General features: G+C 62.0%; 13 protein-coding genes and 1 pseudogene. 4 read left to right on the forward strand and 10 right to left on the reverse strand.

Annotation, left to right across the window (positions count from 1 at the left end):
* Positions 1-146: 146 nt before the first annotated feature.
* From FDT80_RS17530 to FDT80_RS17540, 3 genes are read left to right on the forward strand one after another with little or no spacing between them, the layout of a single operon-like run.
* Positions 147-1,406 (forward strand): glycosyltransferase family 4 protein, encoded by a 1,260-nt coding sequence (locus FDT80_RS17530; RefSeq protein WP_138663635.1) that lies wholly within the window; start codon positions 147-149, stop codon positions 1,404-1,406.
* Complete coding sequence (locus FDT80_RS17535; protein WP_138663676.1) at positions 1,403-2,668, forward strand: glycosyltransferase family 4 protein; 1,266 nt, start codon at positions 1,403-1,405, stop codon at positions 2,666-2,668. Before FDT80_RS17530 ends, FDT80_RS17535 begins: the two co-directional genes overlap by 4 nt.
* The gene (locus tag FDT80_RS17540; protein ID WP_138663636.1) at positions 2,665-3,858 is read left to right on the forward strand and encodes a glycosyltransferase; all 1,194 of its coding nucleotides are present in this window, start codon (positions 2,665-2,667) and stop codon (positions 3,856-3,858) included. The genes FDT80_RS17535 and FDT80_RS17540 overlap by 4 nt, the downstream gene beginning before the upstream one ends.
* On the opposite strand, the gene FDT80_RS17545 is transcribed toward FDT80_RS17540, so the two are convergent.
* Genes FDT80_RS17545 through FDT80_RS17560 form a run of 4 tightly spaced genes read right to left on the reverse strand, consistent with a single transcriptional unit; the run spans position 3,859 to position 7,706 of the window.
* Positions 3,859-4,434 carry a DapH/DapD/GlmU-related protein gene (locus FDT80_RS17545; RefSeq protein WP_138663637.1) on the reverse strand — a complete coding sequence of 192 codons (576 nt, stop codon included), beginning with the start codon at positions 4,432-4,434 and terminating at the stop codon, positions 3,859-3,861.
* Positions 4,434-5,729, reverse strand: coding sequence for a hypothetical protein (locus FDT80_RS17550; RefSeq protein ID WP_212733876.1), 1,296 nt, complete (start codon positions 5,727-5,729; stop codon positions 4,434-4,436). The genes FDT80_RS17545 and FDT80_RS17550 overlap by 1 nt, the downstream gene beginning before the upstream one ends.
* Before the next feature lie 16 nt (positions 5,730-5,745).
* The gene (locus FDT80_RS17555; RefSeq protein WP_138663638.1) at positions 5,746-6,579 is read right to left on the reverse strand and encodes a glycosyltransferase family 2 protein; all 834 of its coding nucleotides are present in this window, start codon (positions 6,577-6,579) and stop codon (positions 5,746-5,748) included.
* On the reverse strand, positions 6,576-7,706 hold the full coding sequence (locus tag FDT80_RS17560; protein ID WP_138663639.1) for an MraY family glycosyltransferase: 1,131 nt from the start codon (positions 7,704-7,706) through the stop codon (positions 6,576-6,578). Before FDT80_RS17560 ends, FDT80_RS17555 begins: the two co-directional genes overlap by 4 nt.
* A gap of 433 nt (positions 7,707-8,139) precedes the next feature.
* Between FDT80_RS17560 and FDT80_RS17565 the strand changes: the two are divergent.
* Positions 8,140-8,848, forward strand: a pseudogene (locus tag FDT80_RS17565) (IS6 family transposase).
* Between the two features lie 80 nt (positions 8,849-8,928).
* Here FDT80_RS17565 and FDT80_RS17570 read toward each other — a convergent pair.
* The 6 genes from FDT80_RS17570 to betC form a co-directional block, all read right to left on the reverse strand.
* Positions 8,929-15,456: an AAA family ATPase gene (locus tag FDT80_RS17570; RefSeq protein WP_138663640.1), complete on the reverse strand. Its 6,528-nt coding sequence runs from the start codon at positions 15,454-15,456 to the stop codon at positions 8,929-8,931.
* Complete coding sequence (locus tag FDT80_RS17575; protein WP_170311930.1) at positions 15,453-16,484, reverse strand: acylphosphatase; 1,032 nt, start codon at positions 16,482-16,484, stop codon at positions 15,453-15,455. The genes FDT80_RS17570 and FDT80_RS17575 overlap by 4 nt, the downstream gene beginning before the upstream one ends.
* Before the next feature lie 34 nt (positions 16,485-16,518).
* On the reverse strand, positions 16,519-16,755 hold the full coding sequence (locus tag FDT80_RS17580; RefSeq protein WP_138663642.1) for a hypothetical protein: 237 nt from the start codon (positions 16,753-16,755) through the stop codon (positions 16,519-16,521).
* Between the two features lie 56 nt (positions 16,756-16,811).
* Complete coding sequence (locus FDT80_RS17585; RefSeq protein ID WP_170311931.1) at positions 16,812-18,269, reverse strand: hypothetical protein; 1,458 nt, start codon at positions 18,267-18,269, stop codon at positions 16,812-16,814.
* 289 nt (positions 18,270-18,558) lie between these two features.
* Positions 18,559-19,434, reverse strand: a complete 876-nt coding sequence (locus tag FDT80_RS17590) for a formylglycine-generating enzyme family protein (RefSeq protein ID WP_170311932.1) — start codon at positions 19,432-19,434, stop codon at positions 18,559-18,561.
* A gap of 132 nt (positions 19,435-19,566) precedes the next feature.
* The gene (gene betC / locus FDT80_RS17595) at positions 19,567-21,129 is read right to left on the reverse strand and encodes a choline-sulfatase (RefSeq protein ID WP_170311933.1); all 1,563 of its coding nucleotides are present in this window, start codon (positions 21,127-21,129) and stop codon (positions 19,567-19,569) included.
* Positions 21,130-21,159: the final 30 nt, after the last annotated feature.

A 21,159-nucleotide genomic window follows, 5' to 3' on the forward strand; every position in this document is an offset into this window, starting at 1 on the left:
CTCCATTTGAGCGGGAAATAGGCAGATCGGATGAGGGGTTCATCAATTTGCCGATCTGCGCCGTTCGCCCTTATGGCTTCAATTTGAAAGAGAACGTGCACCTTCCCCGCCGCCGGTTCAACGGACCAAGTACAGAAGGGATTCTGATGAAGATCGTATTCGTCAACCGCTACTTCCATCCGGACCAATCCGCGACAAGTCGCATGGTTTCCAATCTCGCCTTCATGCTCGCGGCGGAAGGGTACAAGGTTGCCGCGCTGAGCGGGCAGGGTCGGCGCGACGGTGCGCCCGAATTGTCCCCCGTACGCGAGTGTATCCAGGGCGTGGACGTCGTTCGCGTGCCGTCCACCGGTTTCGATCGCAACCACCTGCTCGGACGACTTGTCGACGATGTGCTGTTCCATGTCCTGACGGCGTTTCGGCTGGCCCTGATCACGCGGCGCGGGGACATTTGCGTCGTCTGCACCGATCCGCCTCTGCACAGCGTGAGCGCGGCACCGGCGATTGCGCTCCGCGGGGGCAGAATGGTGAATTGGGTCATGGATCTCTTTCCGGAAGTCGCCATCGAACTTGGACTTGTCGGTCGTCGCGGCATCGCAACGCGTGTCGCGCTGGCGCTTCGGGACGCATCCTTGCGCGCCGCAGCACTCATCGTCTGTCCGATCGGGGCCATGAAGGATCGGCTTGCGGCGCAGGGCTGCGATCCCGCGCGCCTCGCCGTGGTGCGACACTGGTCGGACGAGAACGAAATCGCTCCCGTGGCGCGCGCCGACAATGCGCTTCGCCGGGAATGGGGATTCGGCGATGAGCTGGTCGTCGGATATTCGGGCAATTTTGGCCGCGCCCACGACTTCACCACCCTGATCGATGCGGCGCAGGCGCTGGCCACCGCGCGGGATATCAAGTTCCTCCTGATCGGCGATGGTGCGAGGCGTGCGAGCGTCGAAGCCGAAGTCGCGCGACGGAGCCTGGACAACGTCATCTTCAAGCCCCTGCAACCACGCGATGTTCTGAGCCAGAGCATGTGCGCCGCGGACGTGCATGTCGTGTCCCTGTTGCCGAAGCTTGAATCCTGCATCGTGCCGAGCAAGTTCTATGGCGTTCTGGCCGCCGGTCGCCCGACCCTGTTCATCGGCGACTGTCGTGGCGAGGTCGCGCGGGTCGCCGACACGGCGGAATGCGGCGCGAGCATCGAGATCGGCGATGCGCCGGGCCTCGTCGAGCAGATCCTCCTGCTGCGGGATGACGTCGCTCTCCGAGAGGGGATGGGCCACCGCGCGCGTCGGCTTTTCATGGCTGAATATCGCGGATGCAGGGGGTTGTCGGAATGGCGCTCCGTTATCGCGATGCTGACAGACGGCAGGGATGCGGCACCCGCGTCCTCGGGAGCGAGGCCGGTGTCATGAGCGCGGATGTCATCGTCAGTCAACTCGGCGCGCGGATGCATTATGCCTTGCCGCGAATCCTCGCTTCGGCCGGCCGGCTGTCGCGGTTCTATACGGATATCTGTGCGACGGACGGATGGACATCGCAGATCGGCAAGCTTCCGTTCGGCAATGCCATTCCCGCGATCACCCGGCTCGCGGGGCGCATTCCCGAAGGTGTTCCGAAGGACCGGATCGTCACCTTTCCTTGGTTTGGCCTGCGTTCGGCGCTGATCCGACTGCGCAATCACGACGATGCCGCGGTCACCCGGCACGCTCTTTGGGCCGGGCGGCGGTTTTCGATGCTTGTCGCGCGCCGCGGGTACGCGGGGGCGTCTGGGCTCTACACTTTCGCGGGTGACGGGCTCGAACAGATCGAAGCGGCGAAACATAAAGGGCTTTGGGTGGCGGTGGAGCAGATGAACGCCCCCCGAGAGGTGCTTGACGTCCTCGTCAATCGCGAGCAGGCGCGTTTCCCGGACTGGGTCGCGGGCATACCCGAATCCAGTAGATTCGCCGAAGCGTTCGCACAACGCGAGCGTGCCGAATGGGCGCTTGCGGATCTTATCGTGTGCCCGTCGGACTTCGTGCTCGAAAGCGTGCGTACCTGCGGTGGGCCGGTCGAAAAATGTGTCGTGGTTCCCTATGGTGTCGATCCTGGTGACGCACCGCCCGAGCGGGGGCCAAGAACAGGGCCGTTGCGGGTCCTGACGGCGGGTGCGATCGGTTTGCGGAAAGGATCACCCTACGTCCTTGAAGCAGCCGAGAAGATGCGCGGGACGGCGAGCTTTCGCCTTGTGGGACCCCGGGCTATTCCGAACGCGCAGCTTCGCAGGCTCGACAGCGTGGCCGAGGCACCGGGGGTCCTTCCGCGAAGCGCGATGCGCGCACAGTACGAATGGGCAGATGTCTTTCTCCTTCCATCCGTTTGCGAGGGGTCGGCGACCGTCGTCTACGAAGCGCTTGCGGCCGGCCTGCCGGCGGTCGTGACTTCGAGCACGGGCAGCGTCGTGCGCAACGGCGAGGAAGGGTTCGTGACGCCGCCTGGCGACACGGCCACCATCATCGAGAAGCTGAACCTGCTCGCGTCGGATTCCGATCTTGTCAAGGCGATGAGCATACGGGCGCGACGCCGGGCACTGGAGTTCAGCGTCGAACGCTACGGCGATCGGCTCCTCGCGGCACTGCCGCCACCCCGGCGCAAGACATCGAGCCCCCGCGGTCCGGCGAATCCGGTCCGATGAAGGTTCTTCACGTCATTGAGTCGATCGATCCCAGCCAAGGCGGTCCCCAATGCAGCATCCTGCATCATGCGGCTGCGCAGGGTATGCTGGACGCGGATGTCGGGATCGCAAGCTACATGGACGATGCGGCCAAGGCCCACGTGGCCGAAGAACTTGACGGGACCCCGGCTCATGCACGTTTTTCCCTTCACCCCTTGCCGCGGGAAAGCGCTGTCGGAAGACCGTTCGCGCTTGCCGCCGCCCGGGCGCTCGGTCCGCTGATCGCGCATGCGGATTTCGTGCATCTGCACGGTGTCTGGGAACCTGTCCTGCTCCAGGCTGCACGGATCGCCCGCCGCCTCGGCAAGCCCTATTGCCTGACGGCGCACGGCATGCTCGATCCGTGGAGCCTCAGTCAGAAGCGCCTGAAGAAGCGGATCGCCCTCTTCGCGACCCACCGGCGGATGTTGCATGGCGCCTGCTTTCTGCACATGCTGAACAGCGACGAACGCGCCCTGATTGCGCCGCTTGGCTTGAACTCGTCGATGGTGACGATTGCGAACGGCGTAAACCTCGGAGATATCATCGCGCGCGCGGTTCCCGGGCGGTTCAGGGCGTCGTTCCCGGCCCTTGGCGATCGTTCCTTTGTCCTGTTCTTGTCCCGTCTCCATCGCAAGAAGGGCTTGGATGTTCTGGCTTCGGCCTTCGCCGAGGTCACCAAGAACCGCCCGGATGTGGATCTGGTCGTGATCGGGCCCGACGGTGGAGCAGAGCAGGACTTTCGCGCCCGGATCGCGGCTTCGGGGCTCGGCTCCAGGGTTCATCTGCTGGGACCGGTGTTCGGCGCAAGGAAGTTTGAGGCGATGGCGGATTGTGCCTGTTTCTGCCTTCCCAGCCGTCAGGAGGGGTTCAGTGTCGCGATCATCGAGGCGCTTGCCTGCGGCGCTCCGGCCCTCATCTCGGAGGGCTGCCATTTTCCGCAGGTCGGAGCTGCCCGCGCCGGGCGCGTCCTGCCGCTTGACGCGGACGCCTTTGCCAACGCGATGGGAGAGGTCCTCGACGATCCGGAGGCGGCGGCGGCAATGGGTGCCGCGGGGCGCCAACTGGTCCACGAGCGCTACACCTGGCCCGCGATTGCAGCCATGATGCTACGCGCGTACAGCGAGGCCACGGTCGCGAAACGGGCCTCGGCGCTGCGGGCGGCGCTGTGATCAGGCGATCCCACGCTTTCTGATCGCCCGCGCCGGATTGCCGCCATAAATCGTCCAGGGATCAAGCTTCGTGACAGCGACGCCGCGCGCGCCAAGCACGGCACCCGCGCCGACGCTCACTCCCGGCCCAACATATGCTTCCGCCGCGATCCAAGCCCCTTCGCCGATCGTGATCGGGTTTGGCCGAAGCGGGAACTCCGGGTCATCGACGTCGTGGCCGGCAGCGCACAAATGGGCTCGCTGGGATACGATCGCCCCGTCACCCAGTGAGACCGGAGCGACATTGTAGCAGATGACGTCGGGCCCGATCGAGGCATGCGCCCCCATGGACAGATGCCCGGGCCACCAGATCCGCGCGCCTCCGCGAACCATGGCGGTGGGATGAATCCGCGCGCCGAACGCCGTCAGCACCAACCGACGGAACGGCATCCAGGGCGGCGGCGTCCATGCGGCCAATATTGCCCAGGTCACGCGCCATATCACCCGCTTGAGGCGGTGGCTGAACGCGAATGTCGGGCCACCGTTTATCGGCAACGGCGCTTCGATGTCTTTCGCTTGAGCGAAGCGGGAGTCCATCACGGTTCCTTTCGCATTTCCGCTCCTGGCAGCAGGGTCGCGCGACGGGCCGTCGTGGCGAACGTCGTCAGGGTCGGTCGAATCCGGGCATAGGCGAACACCGGAATGCAGAAGAATATCATGTGGGTCCATGCAGACATCACCCAGTCGGTCGTATGCGAAAATGCGTGCATGGCGGGAACCGCGCTCAGCATATAAAGAAACTGGCCAAGCACCTGGCCCTCGATCGCAGAGTTCCAAAGCCGCCTCAGGACATAAGCGAGAAGAAAGAACTTCGCGGCCCCCAGATACCAGAATGACCGGAACGCATCGACCATCCCGGTCATCGTCGTTCCGGTAAGCGGATTGAAATCCCGCGGATCTTTCGGCGTCTTGAACATCAGCGCCTCCTTGAAGGCGGCACCGGTAAGGCCGGTCGGCACGTAGTTGCGGATCACCTGATTCCAGTGGAATGCGCCATAGTCGAATTGGGCGGTCCGGTCCGTGTCGCTGATCAGCACGATCGCATTTCGCATTTCCGGCCCGCCCTTCTTCAGCAAATCGACCAAATTTCCTCCGGGATCGATCTCTGCGATCTCGCTCCATACGAACGAGCTGTGTTCGCGGGTTACCTGTCTGTAATCGGACATGCTGGTGGACCCGATTATCGCAGCCACGAAACCCAGCACGAGAAAACCGCGCGGAATCGTCCATCCGCGCGTGAACCAGAAGGCGAGCGCGAAGATCAGCAGGAGTTCGGCGGCCTCTGCACGTTTTCCGGTCACTACGATCCTGTCGAAGTAAAAGGCAAGATCGAACAGGATAACCAGGAGCATCCACTGGCAGGGACGCCGCGCGTAACACAGGCAGGCAATGGCGAGGCTATAGGTCAGAAGGCGGCCGAAAAAGAGATAGACCACCGGCGCACCTGAGATTTGCACGCCGACGATCTGATCGCCCGGAAGCTGTGAAAGCGCGTAATAGAAATACGATCCGACGATCGCGAAAGCAGTCGCAACGATGTTCAAGCGTCGCTCGCTGAATTGCACGCGCAGAACGGCGACTGGCGCACTGGTCGCCCGCCAACCCAGCATTGCACAGGCGAGGCAAAGGCACGTCATCAGAACCGTTTTTTTGTAGCCACCCTGCGGCAGGAACGGCGCATTCATGAGGCTCGGCAGCTGAGGCAGCACGAAAGACAGGACAATCAGACCGGCAAGAAAGGGAAAGGTGTAGGCTTTCTGCGGCTTGACGACCCCCCAAAGCAAACAGCCCGCGGTCATGGCAAAAAGAACGGCTGTCAGGACCTCGTTCATTCGGTTGCGTCGCCGATCATATCGGCAACCCTTCGTCCCGCCGACGGCGCTCCTCCGTCTTGATTTCGATCATCAGTTCGTAACTTGCGATCATCCGGCAATAGGTATAGCCGGCCCAACCGTCGAGGAACCCACCGCGCAACAGATACATGTACACAAAGCGCAAGGTCGGGCGAAACGGCAGACGTGCGGCAATCGCCTTGATGCTGGCACGCCGGTCCGCCGGATCGCCGGAGACCAGGCCCTCCCATGCGATACGCGGGTGGTTTCCTTGCGAAAGAGCCAGCGACGCTTCGACTGAGGAATAGCGATTGTGCTTGTCGTACCAGGCGCTTAGCCCCTTGTTGAAGCTATAGTGGATGAAATGCGACTTCAGGCGTCCGGTGGGGTGATCACTGACACAGCGGGAATGGACCTTGCGTTCAAATCGCACCAATTCGGGCCGGACCATGCGCGTGATCCATGTCGGATAAAGGGAACTGCGCCTTATCCAGCGGCCCATGAACATATTCTTGTAGCGCGCCTGAAAAATCGCCTCCCGGCGCGTCGGGTCCGCGCTGATCGCCAGCATTTCCTCACGCAGATCGTCTGGAGTGACCTCGTCCGCATCGGGCGTGTAGACCCAATTATGCCGAAACTCGATCTGCGTAAGACCGAACATCCGCTGTTCCAGTTCACTTTCATACGCGTGTTGGACGACGCGCGCTCCGGCGGCGCGGGCGATCTCGACGGTGCGGTCGGTGCTGCAGGAATCCAGCACCACGATATCATCGCACCACTTGAGGGAGTCGAGACACCGGCCCAGGTTCTCTTCCTCGTTCAGCGTCATGATCAACGTCGAGATGCTCACGGCCAGTTCCCCCGAACGATCATCCGGCTTTCTTTGCGCAGAACGGGGGGCGCGCCCAGTTTCCGCGACGCGTTGACCTGCGCAAGATGGTCCGAAAGGCGCGAGCGGGTGTCAGTCCGGGCGGCGAGGACGATCAGGCTGTGTGCCCCGATCGGGACCAGAAGGGCCAGCGCCATGACAGTCGCGGAAGCGCCGTACAAGACGCCGAGGAACCCGACGGCGCCACACAGGCCCGCCGCAGCTGTGATCAACGCGGTTGTCAGCGCGGGCGAGAATCCGAAGTCCAGCAGAAGATGGTGAAGGTGCCACCTGTCTCCCGAGAAAGGGCTCCTGCTCGCCATTATTCGGCGCACGATCAGGCTGCCCATATCGATCAGCGGCACCGCGACAAGCCAGATCAGGGCAGGCAGATGCGCCCCCTCCGGCCGCGAGGCGATGGCTAGGATCAGGACGGCAAGCGTTGCGCCAAGCGCTGTGCTGCCGGCATCCCCAAGAAAGACCACCGCGCGGCTCCGCCAGGGGTGGCGAAGATTGAACACCAAAAACCCCGCGGTCGCCGCCATCGCGATCATCGCATCCGAGGCCACGCCGAAGTCGCCGGTGACATGCGCGATTGCTGCCAGCCAGAACAGCCCCGCCAGCGTCACGGCGCCAGCCAGGCCGTCGACGCCGTCGATGAGATTGAGGCTGTTGACCAGTCCGACCGTGAAAAACAGGCTGATTGCCGCACCGCAGACCAAAAGAAACACGCCGGCGCCGATGGAGAATTCACCCAGGTTCGGGACTGCGTATCGGGTCGACAACAACAACATCGCAGCCGCTAGGAACTGCGCGGCGAGCCGGATCCGAGGACTGAGGCAGTGCCGGTCGTCCAGCGCGCCAAGGCTGGCGATGAGCGCCACCCAGATGCAGGCGATTGCCGGAGAAGAGATCACGCCCAAGGCGACGGCGACGGCCAGCGCCGCCGCGATCGCCAACCCGCCGCAACTGGGCGTCGCCTCTGCATGAAATTTGATGGCCCCCGGCGCGTCGATGAATCCAAAGCGCGGTGCAAGCGGCCGAAGAATCTGAACCGCGACCAGTGTTACAAAAAACACGAGCAGAAGATCGAATGGCTGCACGTTCATGATACCCCTCCGACTTGGAACAGATGCTGACAAGGTCCTGCGCAGCCGCGCTTCGCCTCAAAGCACTGGTGTCGAAATTGTCCGTTCCGACAGGTCGATGCTGATGCCGCATCGTGAAGAACCGGGCCTATCAATTCGTTTGATCGCGTCGATGGGAGGGCCGCAGGCATCCGCCTTGCGCACGCGGGGTCATCCAAAAGGCCATCGCGAATACCAAAAAGGTAGATTGCGCATCCCATGCGTCACCAAACATGCAACTCCCGTCCGGCCTGATCGGGCAAGGCGGTGAGCGGTGCCGTCATTTGTGGACGACGCCTTTTTTGCCAGGGTAGATTTGAGCTGCAATTGATCGTCGCAGGTTGCAGTCATTTGTCCGGGCTTTGTCAGACGGGTTTGAGTTGAGGCGGGCAGGGTGGTTTCGTGGCCTTTGCAGATGACGAAAACAGACCCTTTCAAGGGCTGTCACAGTAGCCCCGAGGTCATCCGACCGGCGGTCATGGTGCATGTTCGATCTCCGTTTTCGCACCGCAACGTCGAGGACCTGCCGCACGAGCGCGGCACCGACATCAGGCACGAAACCGAGTGCTTTTGGTGGAACAGATTCGGACCGATGTTCGCGGCAGAGATCCGCAGAAACATTGTCAGTCGGATGTGTGCATACTCGAACTGGCAAAGGCGCCTGGACGAGGTTTTTCGTGAGGATCAACGGCGCGCGACGCTTTCTGTGGCGGGCCGTGAGTCACGAGGGAGAGGTGCTGGCGTCCTTCGCCACAAAGCGACGGGATCGCATAGCAGCATTGAAATTCCTCAAGAATTCAATGAAGCGATACGGCAATCCGGACGTAATCGTGACCGACAAGCTCCGCTCCTATGGTGCCGCGATGAAGGTCATCGGCAATTCTGACCGCCAGGAAACGGGATGCTGGACAAATAATCGCGCGGAGAATTCGCACCTGCCGTTTCGGCGACGGGAACGGGCCATGCCGCGGTTCCGGAGCATGCGAAGTTTACACAAATGCGCCGCCGTTCATACCTCCGTCCGCACCCATTTCAATCAGGAGCGCGCTTTCTACAGCAGAGACAATTTCAAGCTCAACCGCACCGCCGCCCTTGCCGAGTGGCGCCAGCTTTGTTCGGCATAGGTTCAGGCATCTGCCGGTGAACTGAGACTGGTTCGCATTGGTCTGACAGCACCCTATCCAGAATTGCCGAGAGTGGTCTTTCACTTGGTTTTCAGGATCTCGATTCCGCTCCAGTCGTCGGGCGCACCCTTTTCCGCCAGCCGAGACGCTCTCTCGGCCAATCGCTTCGCACCTGCATCCAATGGGTTTTGATCAGCGATGCGAGCAAACTGTTCGGCCGCTCGACCAAAGCGCGCGTTCCTCAGGTCAGCATGGGCACCCTCGAACGCGTCCCGGGTCGCGGCCTTGAGGCGTGCGCTTTCCGGTGGGTCGGCAGCGAAAACCTCATAAACGACCACAGGAAGCTCGCGCCCGATCACCCGCACTGTATCAAGCATGCGATGCGGATACCGGTCTGGCTCGGACATGGCCGAAATGACATCTTCCGAGACTGCAATGCCAGCGCCGTAAATGGCGGTCACCCCCTCCAGCCGGGACGCCAGGTTGACCGCGTCCGAAATGACATTTCCGTTCAAGCGGTGGGCATCGCCGATAATACCCATGATCAGATCCCCGGTGTGCAATCCGATGCCGGTGCCCACGGGCGAATGCCTCACCGCCTCTCGGTCGACATTGATGCGACGGATCTCGCGCTGGATCTCCACCGCCGCCTTGACCCCTTCGTCAGGATTGCCGGGGAAAAGCGACATCATGCCATCGCCGAGGAACTGGTTGACCACGCCGTTGTTGGCCTTCACCACCGGCCCGACCCGCCCGAAATAGTCGTTGAGAAAACGGAAGGTTTCCGACGGGTTGGATTTTTCAGCAATGCTTGTGAACCCCCGGATGTCCGAGAACATCACGGTCATGCGGCGCGCGACGTTGTCGCCCAGGCCGATATCCAGAATGCTGTCGCGATCGAGGAATTTCAGGAACTCCACCGGCACGAACCGCTCGTAGGCGGTCGAGACACGGGCCAGTTCGATATGCGCATGCATCCGGGCCGACAGTTCCTCGCGCGAGAAGGGTTTGGCCAGGTAATCCGTGGCGCCCGCGGCGAACCCCGCGCGCAGGTCTTCGACCTGGTTCTTCGCTGTCAGCATGACCACAGGCAAGGACGCTGCCGGGCGCGCGGTGCGGATCGCCCGGCAGACTTCGTAGCCTGACATGCCCGGCATCATGACATCCAGTAGCACGATGTCGGGATCATACCCTTCCTCCATCCGTCGCAGCCCCTCGCGGCCGTCGCGGGCAAGCTCGACCTCGAACCCGTCCATCTCAAGGTAGTTGCGCAAGACCTCAAGGTTGATCGGATCGTCGTCGATCACCAACGTGGAATAGCGGTGCTGGTCAGAGAGGGGCATCTGCGCCTTGATCAGTTGCCCCGAGACGTCGACCCGCGCAACCTCGCCCGGCTTGAACAGGCCGGGACCTGCGGTGGCTGTGCCAAGGCCGGATATGGGGCCGCGATCGCGATGATCCGCCAACCGCGCGATCCCGCGCAGGTTTTGCTCGGGCGCGGCGGTCGTCAACAGCAGGTCGAAGGTAAAGGCCGCGCCCTTGCCCGTGTCAGAGAGCACGGTGATCTTGCCGCCGTGCATTTCGACCAGGCTCTTGGTGATGGCCAGGCCCAGGCCGACCCCCTGGAAGCCGCTCGTGTCCGAGGCGTCGACTTTCTCGAAACTGTTGAATATTCGCGCCTGTGCCTCCTCGGGGATGCCGATGCCGGTATCGCTGACAGTGACGTGAACCCGGTCCTCCCGCAGCGCCGTGGACACCGTCACCTGTCCGCCTTCGGAGAATTTCATGGCATTGTCGACGAGGTTGAAAAGGATCTGCTGCAAACGGTTCTCGTCTGCCAGAACATTCGACCCTTCCTTGGGCACGAGGTTTCGCAAGTCGATTTCGTCCTGCAACGCGCGGGGCTCCATCAGGGCAAAGACCACATCGACCACAGTGTGCAGGTCCAGCGGACGATTTTGCAGTTCCAACTCGCCCTCGCGCAGACGCGACAGGTCCAGGATGTCGGTCACGAGGGACGACAGCCGCTGGCCGGACGAGGCGATCAGCGAAAGCGTCGCCTTCACGGGCGCGGGCACCTCTCCCTTGGCTCCGCCGATCAATGCGTCTGCCAGTCCGATTATGCCGTTCAGCGGGGTGCGCAGTTCATGGCTGGTATTGGCCAGGAATTCGTCTTTCAGGCGGTTGACGCGGGCCAGTTCCTCGCTGGCACGTTTTTCCAGCTTCAGCGCCTCGCTCTGCCGGGCATAAAGCTGCGCGTTCGACAGGGAAATCGCGGCCAGGGACACCAGCGTCGTGAGGATCTCCTGCCGCTCGGCGGTAAACACGCCCTCTACAAGCGAATTTTCCAGGTGCAGAACGGCCTGCAAACCGCGCGAGCCGGTCACAGGCAGGCACATGAGCGATTTTGGTGCGCGGGCTTCGATATACCTCAGCCGGAAAAAGCGCGGGGCCGCACGCGCGTCTGCCAGAATGACCGGATCAAGCGAGGCAGCCACCTGCGAGACGATCTCGCGCGGGTGGTCGGAGGGTTTGAGCGTGGTCAGCGCAGGGCCATCGCGGAACACCGTCACCTTCGCATCGACGCCCTGTTTGATCCCCTCGGCGGCCAGGCGCAGGTTGCCATCCTCGCCCACCAGATAGAGTGACCCGACATCCGCGCCGGCGTTTTCGAGGGTGATCTGCATCAACCGCGTCAGCAGGGTATCCAGATTGGTGACCTCGAGGATGATCTGGCTTGCCTTGATGATCGAGGTGACATCCAGCGCATCGTCGCCTGCCGCGTCGGCCTTGGTATCGGTCCCGGCGGGTGCGAGGTCCGGCCAGTCGCGTTCGATCATCCGGACCTTGTTGGTGGCGCCCCAGGCCGCATAGGCGGCATGCGCCCGTTCGATGAACCCGGCCTGGGCCGTGGCATCGCCCGCGTCCGCGCTGAGCGCCGCCGCGCATTCGCAGGCGATCCCGGCATAGCTCCAGACCCGTTCATCCTCGGCCTTGCGGATGGCCTCTTCGTAAAGCGCCATCGCCGCTTCGGTCTTGCCGGCCAGACGGGCGCATTCGGCGCCAAGCAATGGATACTGGAACCGGTGGTTGGTCGGATATTTCTCGGCCATCTTGCGCAGGGTCGCGAGATGTTTTTTCAGATGGGATCTGCGTTTCCGCTCCGATTGCGCCCCCAGTTGCGCCGATGCCCGCGTCAGGCTGAGACCCAAAAGCAGGTGATAGTCGACGAATTCCGGACCCAGTGTCGCAAAACCCTCCTGCGCGCGAAGCTTTCCGGAAAGCTCCTCGACCATCGCCCAGTCGCCAAAGACATGGGTCAGCAGCAATTCGGTGGTGCAGAACGTCCCGACCGAGGCTTCGCCGGTCATGCTCTCTTCGATCAGGCGATCGTCCTGGGTCCAGAGCGGCGAGACCTCCGGATTGGTCAACCGATCGACGGCGCGGGTATAGATCTCGACAATCGAGCTCAGCACCTTGTTGCGCAGCCGCTTGTCATAGCGTTCAAATTCACCGAGCTGATCCGCCACCCTGTCGAGCGGGTCGCACAACAGCCAAGAGTATTTCAGGATGCTGTAGTAGTAATAACCGACATATTCGAGATCGGCGGCCGTCCAGCTTTGAACCAGCCCTTTGCTCAGCAGGTCGCGCAATTCGCCATAGCGCCGGAAATGCCAGGCAACCACGACGCTGTAGGTATAGATGAACCGCCCTTGAACCAGCGGGCTGATATCGCGCGGTTCGAGCAGGTCGAACAGGTTGGTGCCGATCTTGTAGGCCTTGTCGACGGACTTGAAGGCCAGATAGATCACGATGGCGTAGTTCTGGATCGAAAACACTCCGGCGCTGGTCAGGCCCTTGCTCAGGGTCAGCCGCAACATGCGCAACGAGATCAGGACGAACAGGTCCTTGTTCTGCAGGAATGCCGGGGTCGAGACGATCATCAGCATCTCGATGAGCTGCTCGGCCTGCGGATCGTCCATATCCGGCAGGATCGAGAAGTCGAAGACGTCATGACGGCGCAGTTCCAACTGGGTCGCGGTGAGCTGTGCCAGGATTTTTGGACCGGGCGCGCCGGACAGGTTCACACCCAGCAGTTTCAACCCCTCGACGCCCAGTTCGATGGCGCGGACATAGTCAGACCGCGCGGTGTGCAGGGTGACCAGGACCTGGTAGACCGACGCCTTCTGCGCATTTGTGTCCAGATGGGCGATCAGATCGTCGAAATACGCTTTTGCCGCAGGAAACCCTCCGGTCATGAAGGCGATCTCCATCGCTTCCATCGTCAGTTCCTGAGTGATCTCGGGCTCGGTGTCCCAATTGATCCCGGTCACCTTTGCCGGCATGCTTTCGACCAGCGCCAGATAGCGTTGGGCGATGTCGTAGGCGGCGACCGTCTTGGCCCGCCGCGCGCCGAAAATGGCGCCGCGTGTGACCAGTCGGCCGATCCCCGGTTCGTCGATCAGGTCGGCGCCCAAGGCGATCTGGTCCATCGCGCCGAACAGGCGGTCGTCGGTCGCCGGGTCTCGGATGTCCTTCAGAAGATAGGAGCCGATGCTGAAATGCCGCCGGGACCGTTCGGCCTCGGGCAATGAATGATAGGCCGCGTTGCGCACCATGTCATGGCCAAAGCGGTACATGCCCGCATCGCCGCCCAAAACCGGGATCACGAAACCTTCGGCCGCCGCTTCATTCAGGTTGCGCATGATCTCGTCATCGCTCATGTCGAGCACGATCCGAAGGGACGGGGCCAGAAACCGGGTTCCAAAGATCGCGGCGACGCGCAGCGTCTCGACGGCAGGGGCCGAAAGCTGCTTGATCCGTTCGGTCATCAACTGGGCCACATCGGCTTCGACGACGCGTTCGGTCAGCGCGTCCATCACCCATTGCCACTGTCCGGTGCGCACATCGAAACGGATTGCGCCCTCGCTGTACAGTTCGGTCAACAGGCGCCTGACATAGAGCGGATTGCCAAGGGTCTTGGACTGGATCACCTTGGCCAGATCATCCACCTTGACCTGCGATTCCAGATGCATCGTGTCGACGATCATCTGGCGTGTGTCCTCGATCGAAAGCGGCATCGCCTCGATCAATGTCGTGCCGATCCGGCTGTCTTGCAGGCTGTCGAACAGGCGCCGGAGGCGGTGGTTTTCCCCGACCTCGGTGTCGCGGAAGGCGCCGACGATCATCAAATGTGACAGTGACGCGCTCACCAGCAGGTCCTCGATCAGCGAAATCGAAGCGCCGTCGGCCCATTGCAGGTCGTCCAGAAACAGGATGAGCGGCGCCTCAGCGTCCGACAGCACCTCGAAGAACGCTTGCATGGCCAGGCGGAAGCGTTGGTTGGTTTCGGTCTGGTCACCCTTGCGGGCCGGGCCGGTATCGCCGACGAGGTGCTGCAATTCGGGAATGAAATCGGTCAGCACCGCCAGATTGTCGCCCAATCCCTCGCGCAGTCTCTGCCGCAGGCGATTGACCTCGTCGCCGTCGCGGGCCAGTTTTTCCAGCACATAGTCGCGCAAGGCCTGCACCAGGCCCAGATAGGGAAATCCCTGAATTTCGTCGTACTTCCCCGAGGCAAAGACGGGATCTGCATCACCCTGCCGCATGTCACGCAGTTTTTCCGCGATGGTCGACTTGCCCGACCCCGAAGGTCCGCTCACCAGCAGCAACTCGACCTCGCCGGTAGCGATGTTTCCATAAAGGCGTTCGAGTTTCTGAAAGATCCGGTCCCGGCCGTACGGTTTGTCGGGAATGCGGAACGTGGCCTGCGCGTCACGCGCGCCCAGATCAAAATCCGGGATCGCCCGGTCGCGGGCGTATGCATCGCGGCACAATCTGAGGTCTGCCAAAAGGCCAAAGGCCGTCTGATACCGGCTTCCCGGCGCTTTCTCGAGCAGCTTTTGCAGGATCTTGACCACCATCGGCGGAATGTCGGCGCGCAGTTCGGTCACGTCGGGCGGCGGCACGGCAAGGTGAAGATGCAGCAACTCCAGCTTGTCGATACTCTCAAAGGGCGGGGCGCCGGTCAGCATCTCGTGAAACACGACGCCCAAAGCATAGAGATCGGCGCGCAGGTCGGCGACCGCGTCGGTCCGTCCGCTCTGCTCTGGCGCGCAATACAGGATTTCCGCGATGTCGCGCCCCTCGATTCCCGACGGCCGCTCGGCCGGCCGGGTCAGACAGTCCGGATGCAGTGCAAGGCGCAGCGTGCGTTTCTCGGTATTCACGAAAAAGGCGGCGGGCGACAAATGCCCGTGCGCGGTTTGCCGGTTGTGCAGCAGTTCGACGGCTTCGGCCATCTGCATCGCGAAGCCGAGGAATTGATCCGCCCGCTGCCGTCCGACGCGGATGAGCCGGCCAAGACTGCTGCCCGAAGGGTACTCCATCAGAAGTTTCACGGCGTCCTTGTTGCGTTCGAACGCCACGGGGCGGGCAAGGTACGGGCTGGGATGGTCCTGAAACAGGGCAAGGCGCGCGGCGATCCGTTCGGATACGTCCCCCTGCGCCTGCGACGCCTCCCAGATCAGGACCGATGTGCCGTCGGGCCCGCCATCGGTCCGGTAAAGTCCGGGAGCCGAGGCTTCGTCCTGCTGGTGCGGTGTCATTCTTCAGTCAGCCTTTCTTGGCCTTCATGTTCGGGTCGCATGCTCTCGAAATCAGGCGTCGCAACGAGAGAGAAATAAGCTTTGGCTTCGATTTTCCGCACGCCAGCCTCACCGTCGGTTTTCAGCTTAATGTGATTGAGACCAAAGTCCAAACGTTCCGCGCCTGCGGGCCCGGTTTTGGGTCCGATCGTCCTGCGCGGGGTCAGCTTGTTCAGGGCCTTTGCCTTGTCGCCGCTGGCCAGTCCGGCTGCGTGCAGGTCTTGGCCTGCGGTATGGTCCGCGCAGAAGCTGCTGCAAGGAAGCTCGACCCCCAGCGACGGGGCGAGCCCGTTGCCGAGATCCACATCGATCCTGCACGGTCCGGCGCGTACATGACGGTCCGCGAAGCCGGCCAAGCCGTGCGCGACATCGTCATGGCCGGGCCAGCGCAGGCGGCGGAGCACCTCCCGAACGCCATCGCCGGGAACACCGTCGAGCACCAGCCGCAGGCATGGTCCGTCGGCGGCGTCGCGGCTGGCCATGACCCCCGCCTGCCTCAAGAACACCCCGGAGGGAAGCTTGCGAAGCAAGGCGGTCACGTCGGGGGCATCGATCCCGGGCCAGATCGCACCGAACAGGGACCGAGCCATCGAGGCCGCCGCCTCCGGATCCGGAGACGCAGACCCCACGAAGAAGCTGGGAAGGCTCATGCCGCCGTGCCGCTCCATATCGAATTCGAGCCAGAGAACATCAGCCAGGGCAAGATCAGTATCGATCAGCGAAAGAACCTGCGCTGTCTTTCCAAGGTTGGCTGAACCGGAGAGCAGGGCCTCGTGGAGGCGGGCAAATGACGGCCCGCGCCGCAGCAGCGCAATGGAATAATCCATGCGGCCCGGAGGGCCGTTCAACGCACATTCAAGAATGTGCCCGACGGCCGCATCGGGCAGCCCGCGGGAAAACCCGGTCAGCCCCACGACGCCCGCAGCCGTCGCAAACTCCGGGATCAACGAATGAACAGCGTGAGTGAGCGTCTCTTGCCGGCAGATCACAGAGGTTTCCGACGCGGTGCGCGATCTTTATGGCCTACCAAAGATAGTCGCAGACGTTCTTTCCAATGAACAGGTTCAGATCGTTGCCCTGCTTTTTGCTGACGTCCTCCGCCAGCTTGGCCGGCATGCCCAGCTTTTCCAGATAGGCCTGAGCGGCCTCGGGGCTTTCGCCATACGCGTCCATGAATTCCTTCCGGGTCTCGTCGTTGACGAAACACTTGGTGATCACCTCACACGTATAAAAGGCCGGATTGCGATCTGTGGCGTCCATGGGATGTTCCTTTTCTGTTTTGTTATTATAGGTTTGTCGAAATTGCGTGTCTGGGGTCATTTGTTGCCTTGAACAGGAGACGAGCGTTGCAGAACATCCCTGTTGAAGGAAAAGATGAAATCGAGTGTCTCGCGCGCCGCACCCGGTTGATCGGGGCGCGCAAAGGAATGGCAGGACTGACAGCTTGATGTGTTCTGCGTGTAGGTTTCCATGGTCGCGTTGCCCAGGATCTCGGGCAATAGGCGCCCGTTGGAATCCAGCAACTCCCACTGGGTGCCGTGCAGGCGATAGTTCCGCAAAGGGCTGTTGGCGAACCCGCTCTTGAGCCGCGCGTTGATGCAACGGAAGTTCTGGTCATAGGCGGAACATTCCTTGACCGCGACGCCGATCGGCTCGGCATAGTAACCCGGCGGGTAAAAGGCGACGACACGGGAGGGTATCCCTGCGGCGGCATGTTTGGGCGGGGTGTTCAGCTTGGCGGCGCCGTCCTGATCGCGGGAATAGAAGAGCCATTGCGGCACCGACGCGCCATCGGCATAGACACCGGCGGCGGTGTCGCCAACCTCTGCCCAAGTTGGAGCGACGGTATCGTGCTCGAACGTGCCCCAGCCCCATTTCTTGAATTGGTCCGTCTTGTAGATCACGTGCAGGCCAACCAACCCGACCGGGCGAAGTGCGCAGTCATGGGTCACCTTGCCGTTCTCGACCAAGGGGGTGATATAGGCCCAGGCCTTGTGAAAGCGCATCGGATCGTGCTTTGCATCCAGCACCATCCATGATGATTTAAGGACAATCGCCCCGCGCTGCTTGCCGTTCGCGGGGGCGATCCAAAACCCTTTTGGCATCGACAGTTTGCCGTTCTTGTGCAGAAAGCCTTCCAGGCCACGCGCGTCAAAAAGCTTGTTCTCGACCGTGTAGTCATAAGCTTGCTTGTTGAAGATCACATCATAGCGAACCGGCACGCCGTTTCGGTCCAAAAGCGCACGGCCCTCCGGGTTCAAATACTCGTCCAGCAGGCGTGGCTGCATGGTCATGGGAATGTCTGCGGCATAGGGGACCGAAGCCATTGCGGCTTCCAGGTCAAGCTCGGCGCAGGCGGCGGGCAGGGGATAGGCGGTGCTGTCCCAGGGCAGCGGCGGCTGGTCGCCCCGAAAAATCTGGTTGGTGCTTTTCCAGGTCTCCCAGACCGCGGTCCATGAGCCATCAAGCTTGGCCTGATAGTCTGGAACGCCCGGCATCGCCTTGCCATTTTCATCAAGCTTCACCGGCCAATTGATGGCTGCGAATATCTTGGCCGTGAAACCGTCGGCCTGATTGGCCGTGATGGTGTTCACATCACCGATGAAACAGGCATTGACTGTGTTGTTGACTGGTTTGACGGCGGCGGTCTTGCACGAACAGGCCAGTTGATCGATCGGGTCGCACTCTGACGCCGATTGCGCCTGTACCGCACCGCCGCCCAAACATACGCTGACGGCGGTTATCAACAAACGCCGGGAAATTCGATTGATCATCTTGCGTGTTCCCCGAAATAGCCCAAAAAAATATCAGCGAAAAAATGCGTACTCCGACCTTGGTTGAAGGCTAGCTTAAGGCCAACTGACGAATTCGCAAAAGGAATTCGCAAGCAAACGCATTTCGGCAAAGCCTAAATCCTGTTGAGCGAGGCCATCCTGGGGGCGGGCAGGCCAAGTCGGGCAAGCTGCGCCTTGTAAACCCGCATGAGACCGGCGGCCGGCGCCAATTCGACTTGCAGATCGAGCGGCATTGAAGTGGCCCCGCTTCGATGCACCGATAGGCCGTTCAATCGTGGCTTGCGTGATACACCAACCGGAACCCGATATGAGAGGTGGAAGTGTCCGGTGACGTGCTGTTGCGCGCGGCGATGCGGTAGCGATAGCAATAGCTGCGGTGGCATAGAAATGATCCGCCCTTGCTGAGCTTGTATCCCGTCTTGCCGGCATGTGCCGCAGCAACTGCCTTTTTGAGGGATTGAACCTTGAAGGTTTCGCTGGTCAACTCCCAGACATTGCCGACCATGTTGTAAAGCCCGTAGCCATTCGGGTCGAAGGATCGCGCGGGCGCTGTCCCGAGGTAGCCGTCGCGCGCGGTGTTTTGCCGTGGAAACTGCCCCTGCCAGATGTTGCAGGGGAAAAACCCGCTGTCATCGGGTTCGGTATCGCCCCAGGGAAAGGGATGGTCGCCCAAACCGCCGCGCGCTGCGTGTTCCCATTCCGCCTCGGTCGGCAGGCGACCACCGGCCCATTGCGCAAAGGCGGTCGCATCGTTCCAGGACACATGCGTGACCGGATGATCCATGTCGGGGCGCTCCGCGCTGCCCGGCCCGAACGGAGTGCGCCAGTTCGCACCTTCGATCACCCGCCACCAGGGCGTCTCCGCGATGGCGCGGCTGGGCGGTGACCCCTTGGGCAGAAGGCCCTGAAACACCAGCGAATCCCCCATGCGTTCTGCATCGGTGACATATCCGGTTTCGGCCACGAAAGCCTGAAACCGGGCGGTCGTGACGGCTGCCGTATCCACGCTGAACGCCTTGATTTTCTTCCTGCGCAGCGGGCCTTCGCCATCAAGCGGAAAGACCGGGCGATTGGTCCCGACAAGCGCCTGCCCGCCGGGAATGACCGCGACATGCCGCTCTACGACTGCCTTGCCTGGTTGCACGGGTCGGGGCGTCGGCGCTGCCGCGTCTGTCGGCGCCTTTCGGCTGGGTGAGCAACAGGATTTCACGGCTCGGCAATGCTCCGTTCGGCCAGGACGCGACCCATCTTGATCGGCTTGGGGGCGGTCCGCCACTTATTTCTTGGCGTGCCTTGGGTGTTGCGGCGGCGTGACGGGAACATAGGGAAAGCGCCCGCGCTGTTTGGTGGCGGTCGTGCTGGGGTCGCTGCCACCGCGCACATAGACCTTGGCGGGATCATAGTGCGGTCCGAAATCCCACGACGGGAAGCGGCCGTGTTTCATCGCGGATTGCACAAAGATACGCTTGCGCTGCGATGCCCTGATGCGCCGATCCAGATCGTCTTCGTCCCACCGGGCCATCATCTCGGCGAACAGGGCGTCCAATTCACGTCGGTAAGCGGGATCGGCTGCCAGGTTATTGAGCTCAAGCGGATCCTCTGCGAGGTCGAAGAGCATCTTGGGGTCGGTGCGGCTGTGCACCAGCTTCATGTTGCCCCTGATCAGGATCAGGGCAGGGGCATAGAGCCCTTCGCCGTTGAATTCGATGAATATCCTGTCCTCCGGGCTGCCGCGTTCGGGCAGGTTCAGCAGGCTGCGCCCATCGTGGGGAGCGGCGTAGCCATCGAAGGTTCCGTCGCTGGCGATATCGGTGAAGGTCGGCAGAAGGTCCACTAGAGACGCCAGCGCCTCTTCGCGGTGCCCGGCCCTGAATTTCGGCCCCTGCGCGATCAGCGGCACGCGGATCGAGGCCTCGAAAGGGTTGAACTTGAACCACATGCCGCGCTCGCCGAGCATTTCGCCGTGGTCGGACGTGATGAAGATATAGGTGTTGTCCAGCTGACCGATGCTTTGCAGTGTTTCGATCAGTCCGCCGACCAGTTCGTCGAAATGGGTGACCATCGCGAAATAGCCGCGCCGGGCTTTGTAAAGCTGCTCGGGCGTGATGTCGAATTCGTCCTGCCGGATGGTCAGGTAATAGCGCTGCGCCCAGGGGTCGCGGTCCTCATAGGGGATATGGGCCACCTGCGGTTCGGGGATATCGACGCCTTCGTACATGTCCCAGTATTTCCTGCCGGCGACAAAGGGGTTGTGCGGCTGGGTAAAGGATACATGCAGCATGAAGGGGCGGTCGTCGGTCGACCGGGCGTGATTGTACATTTCCTGCTTGGCGGCGGCGAAGACCTCTTCGTCATAGTCGATCTGGAGGTTGCGTTCGCAATGGCCTGCTTCGACCACGCTCAGCAGGCTCATGACCGATGGGGCGTAGGGCTCGTCGGTCTGGTCCCAATCGGCGGTCCAGGCGAAATCCGAGGGGTAGATGTCCGTGGTCACACGTTCCTCGAAGCCGTGCAGCTGGTCGGGGCCGACGAAATGCATCTTGCCCGACAGGGTGGTCTTGTAGCCAAGCGCGCGCAGGTAGTGGGCGAATGTCGGCTCCGACGGCAGGAATTCCGCGCCGTTGTCGTAGACGCCCACGTCTGACGGCAGCCGCCCGGTCATCATCGAGGCGCGCGAGGGGCCGCACACCGGGTTGTTGCAGTAGCTGTTGGTGAAGGTCGTGCCATTCTCGGCCAGCTTGTCGATATTGGGGGTGATGGCGTAGGGCTTGCCATAGGCCGACAGGCAAAGCGCGGTCATCTGATCGGCTTGAATGACAAGGATATTGGGGCGGGACATGGCAGGTTCCTCGGTTCGGAAATCTTTCAT

The sequence above is a fragment of the Sulfitobacter sabulilitoris genome (assembly GCF_005887615.1).
Lineage (GTDB): Bacteria > Pseudomonadota > Alphaproteobacteria > Rhodobacterales > Rhodobacteraceae > Sulfitobacter_E > Sulfitobacter_E sabulilitoris.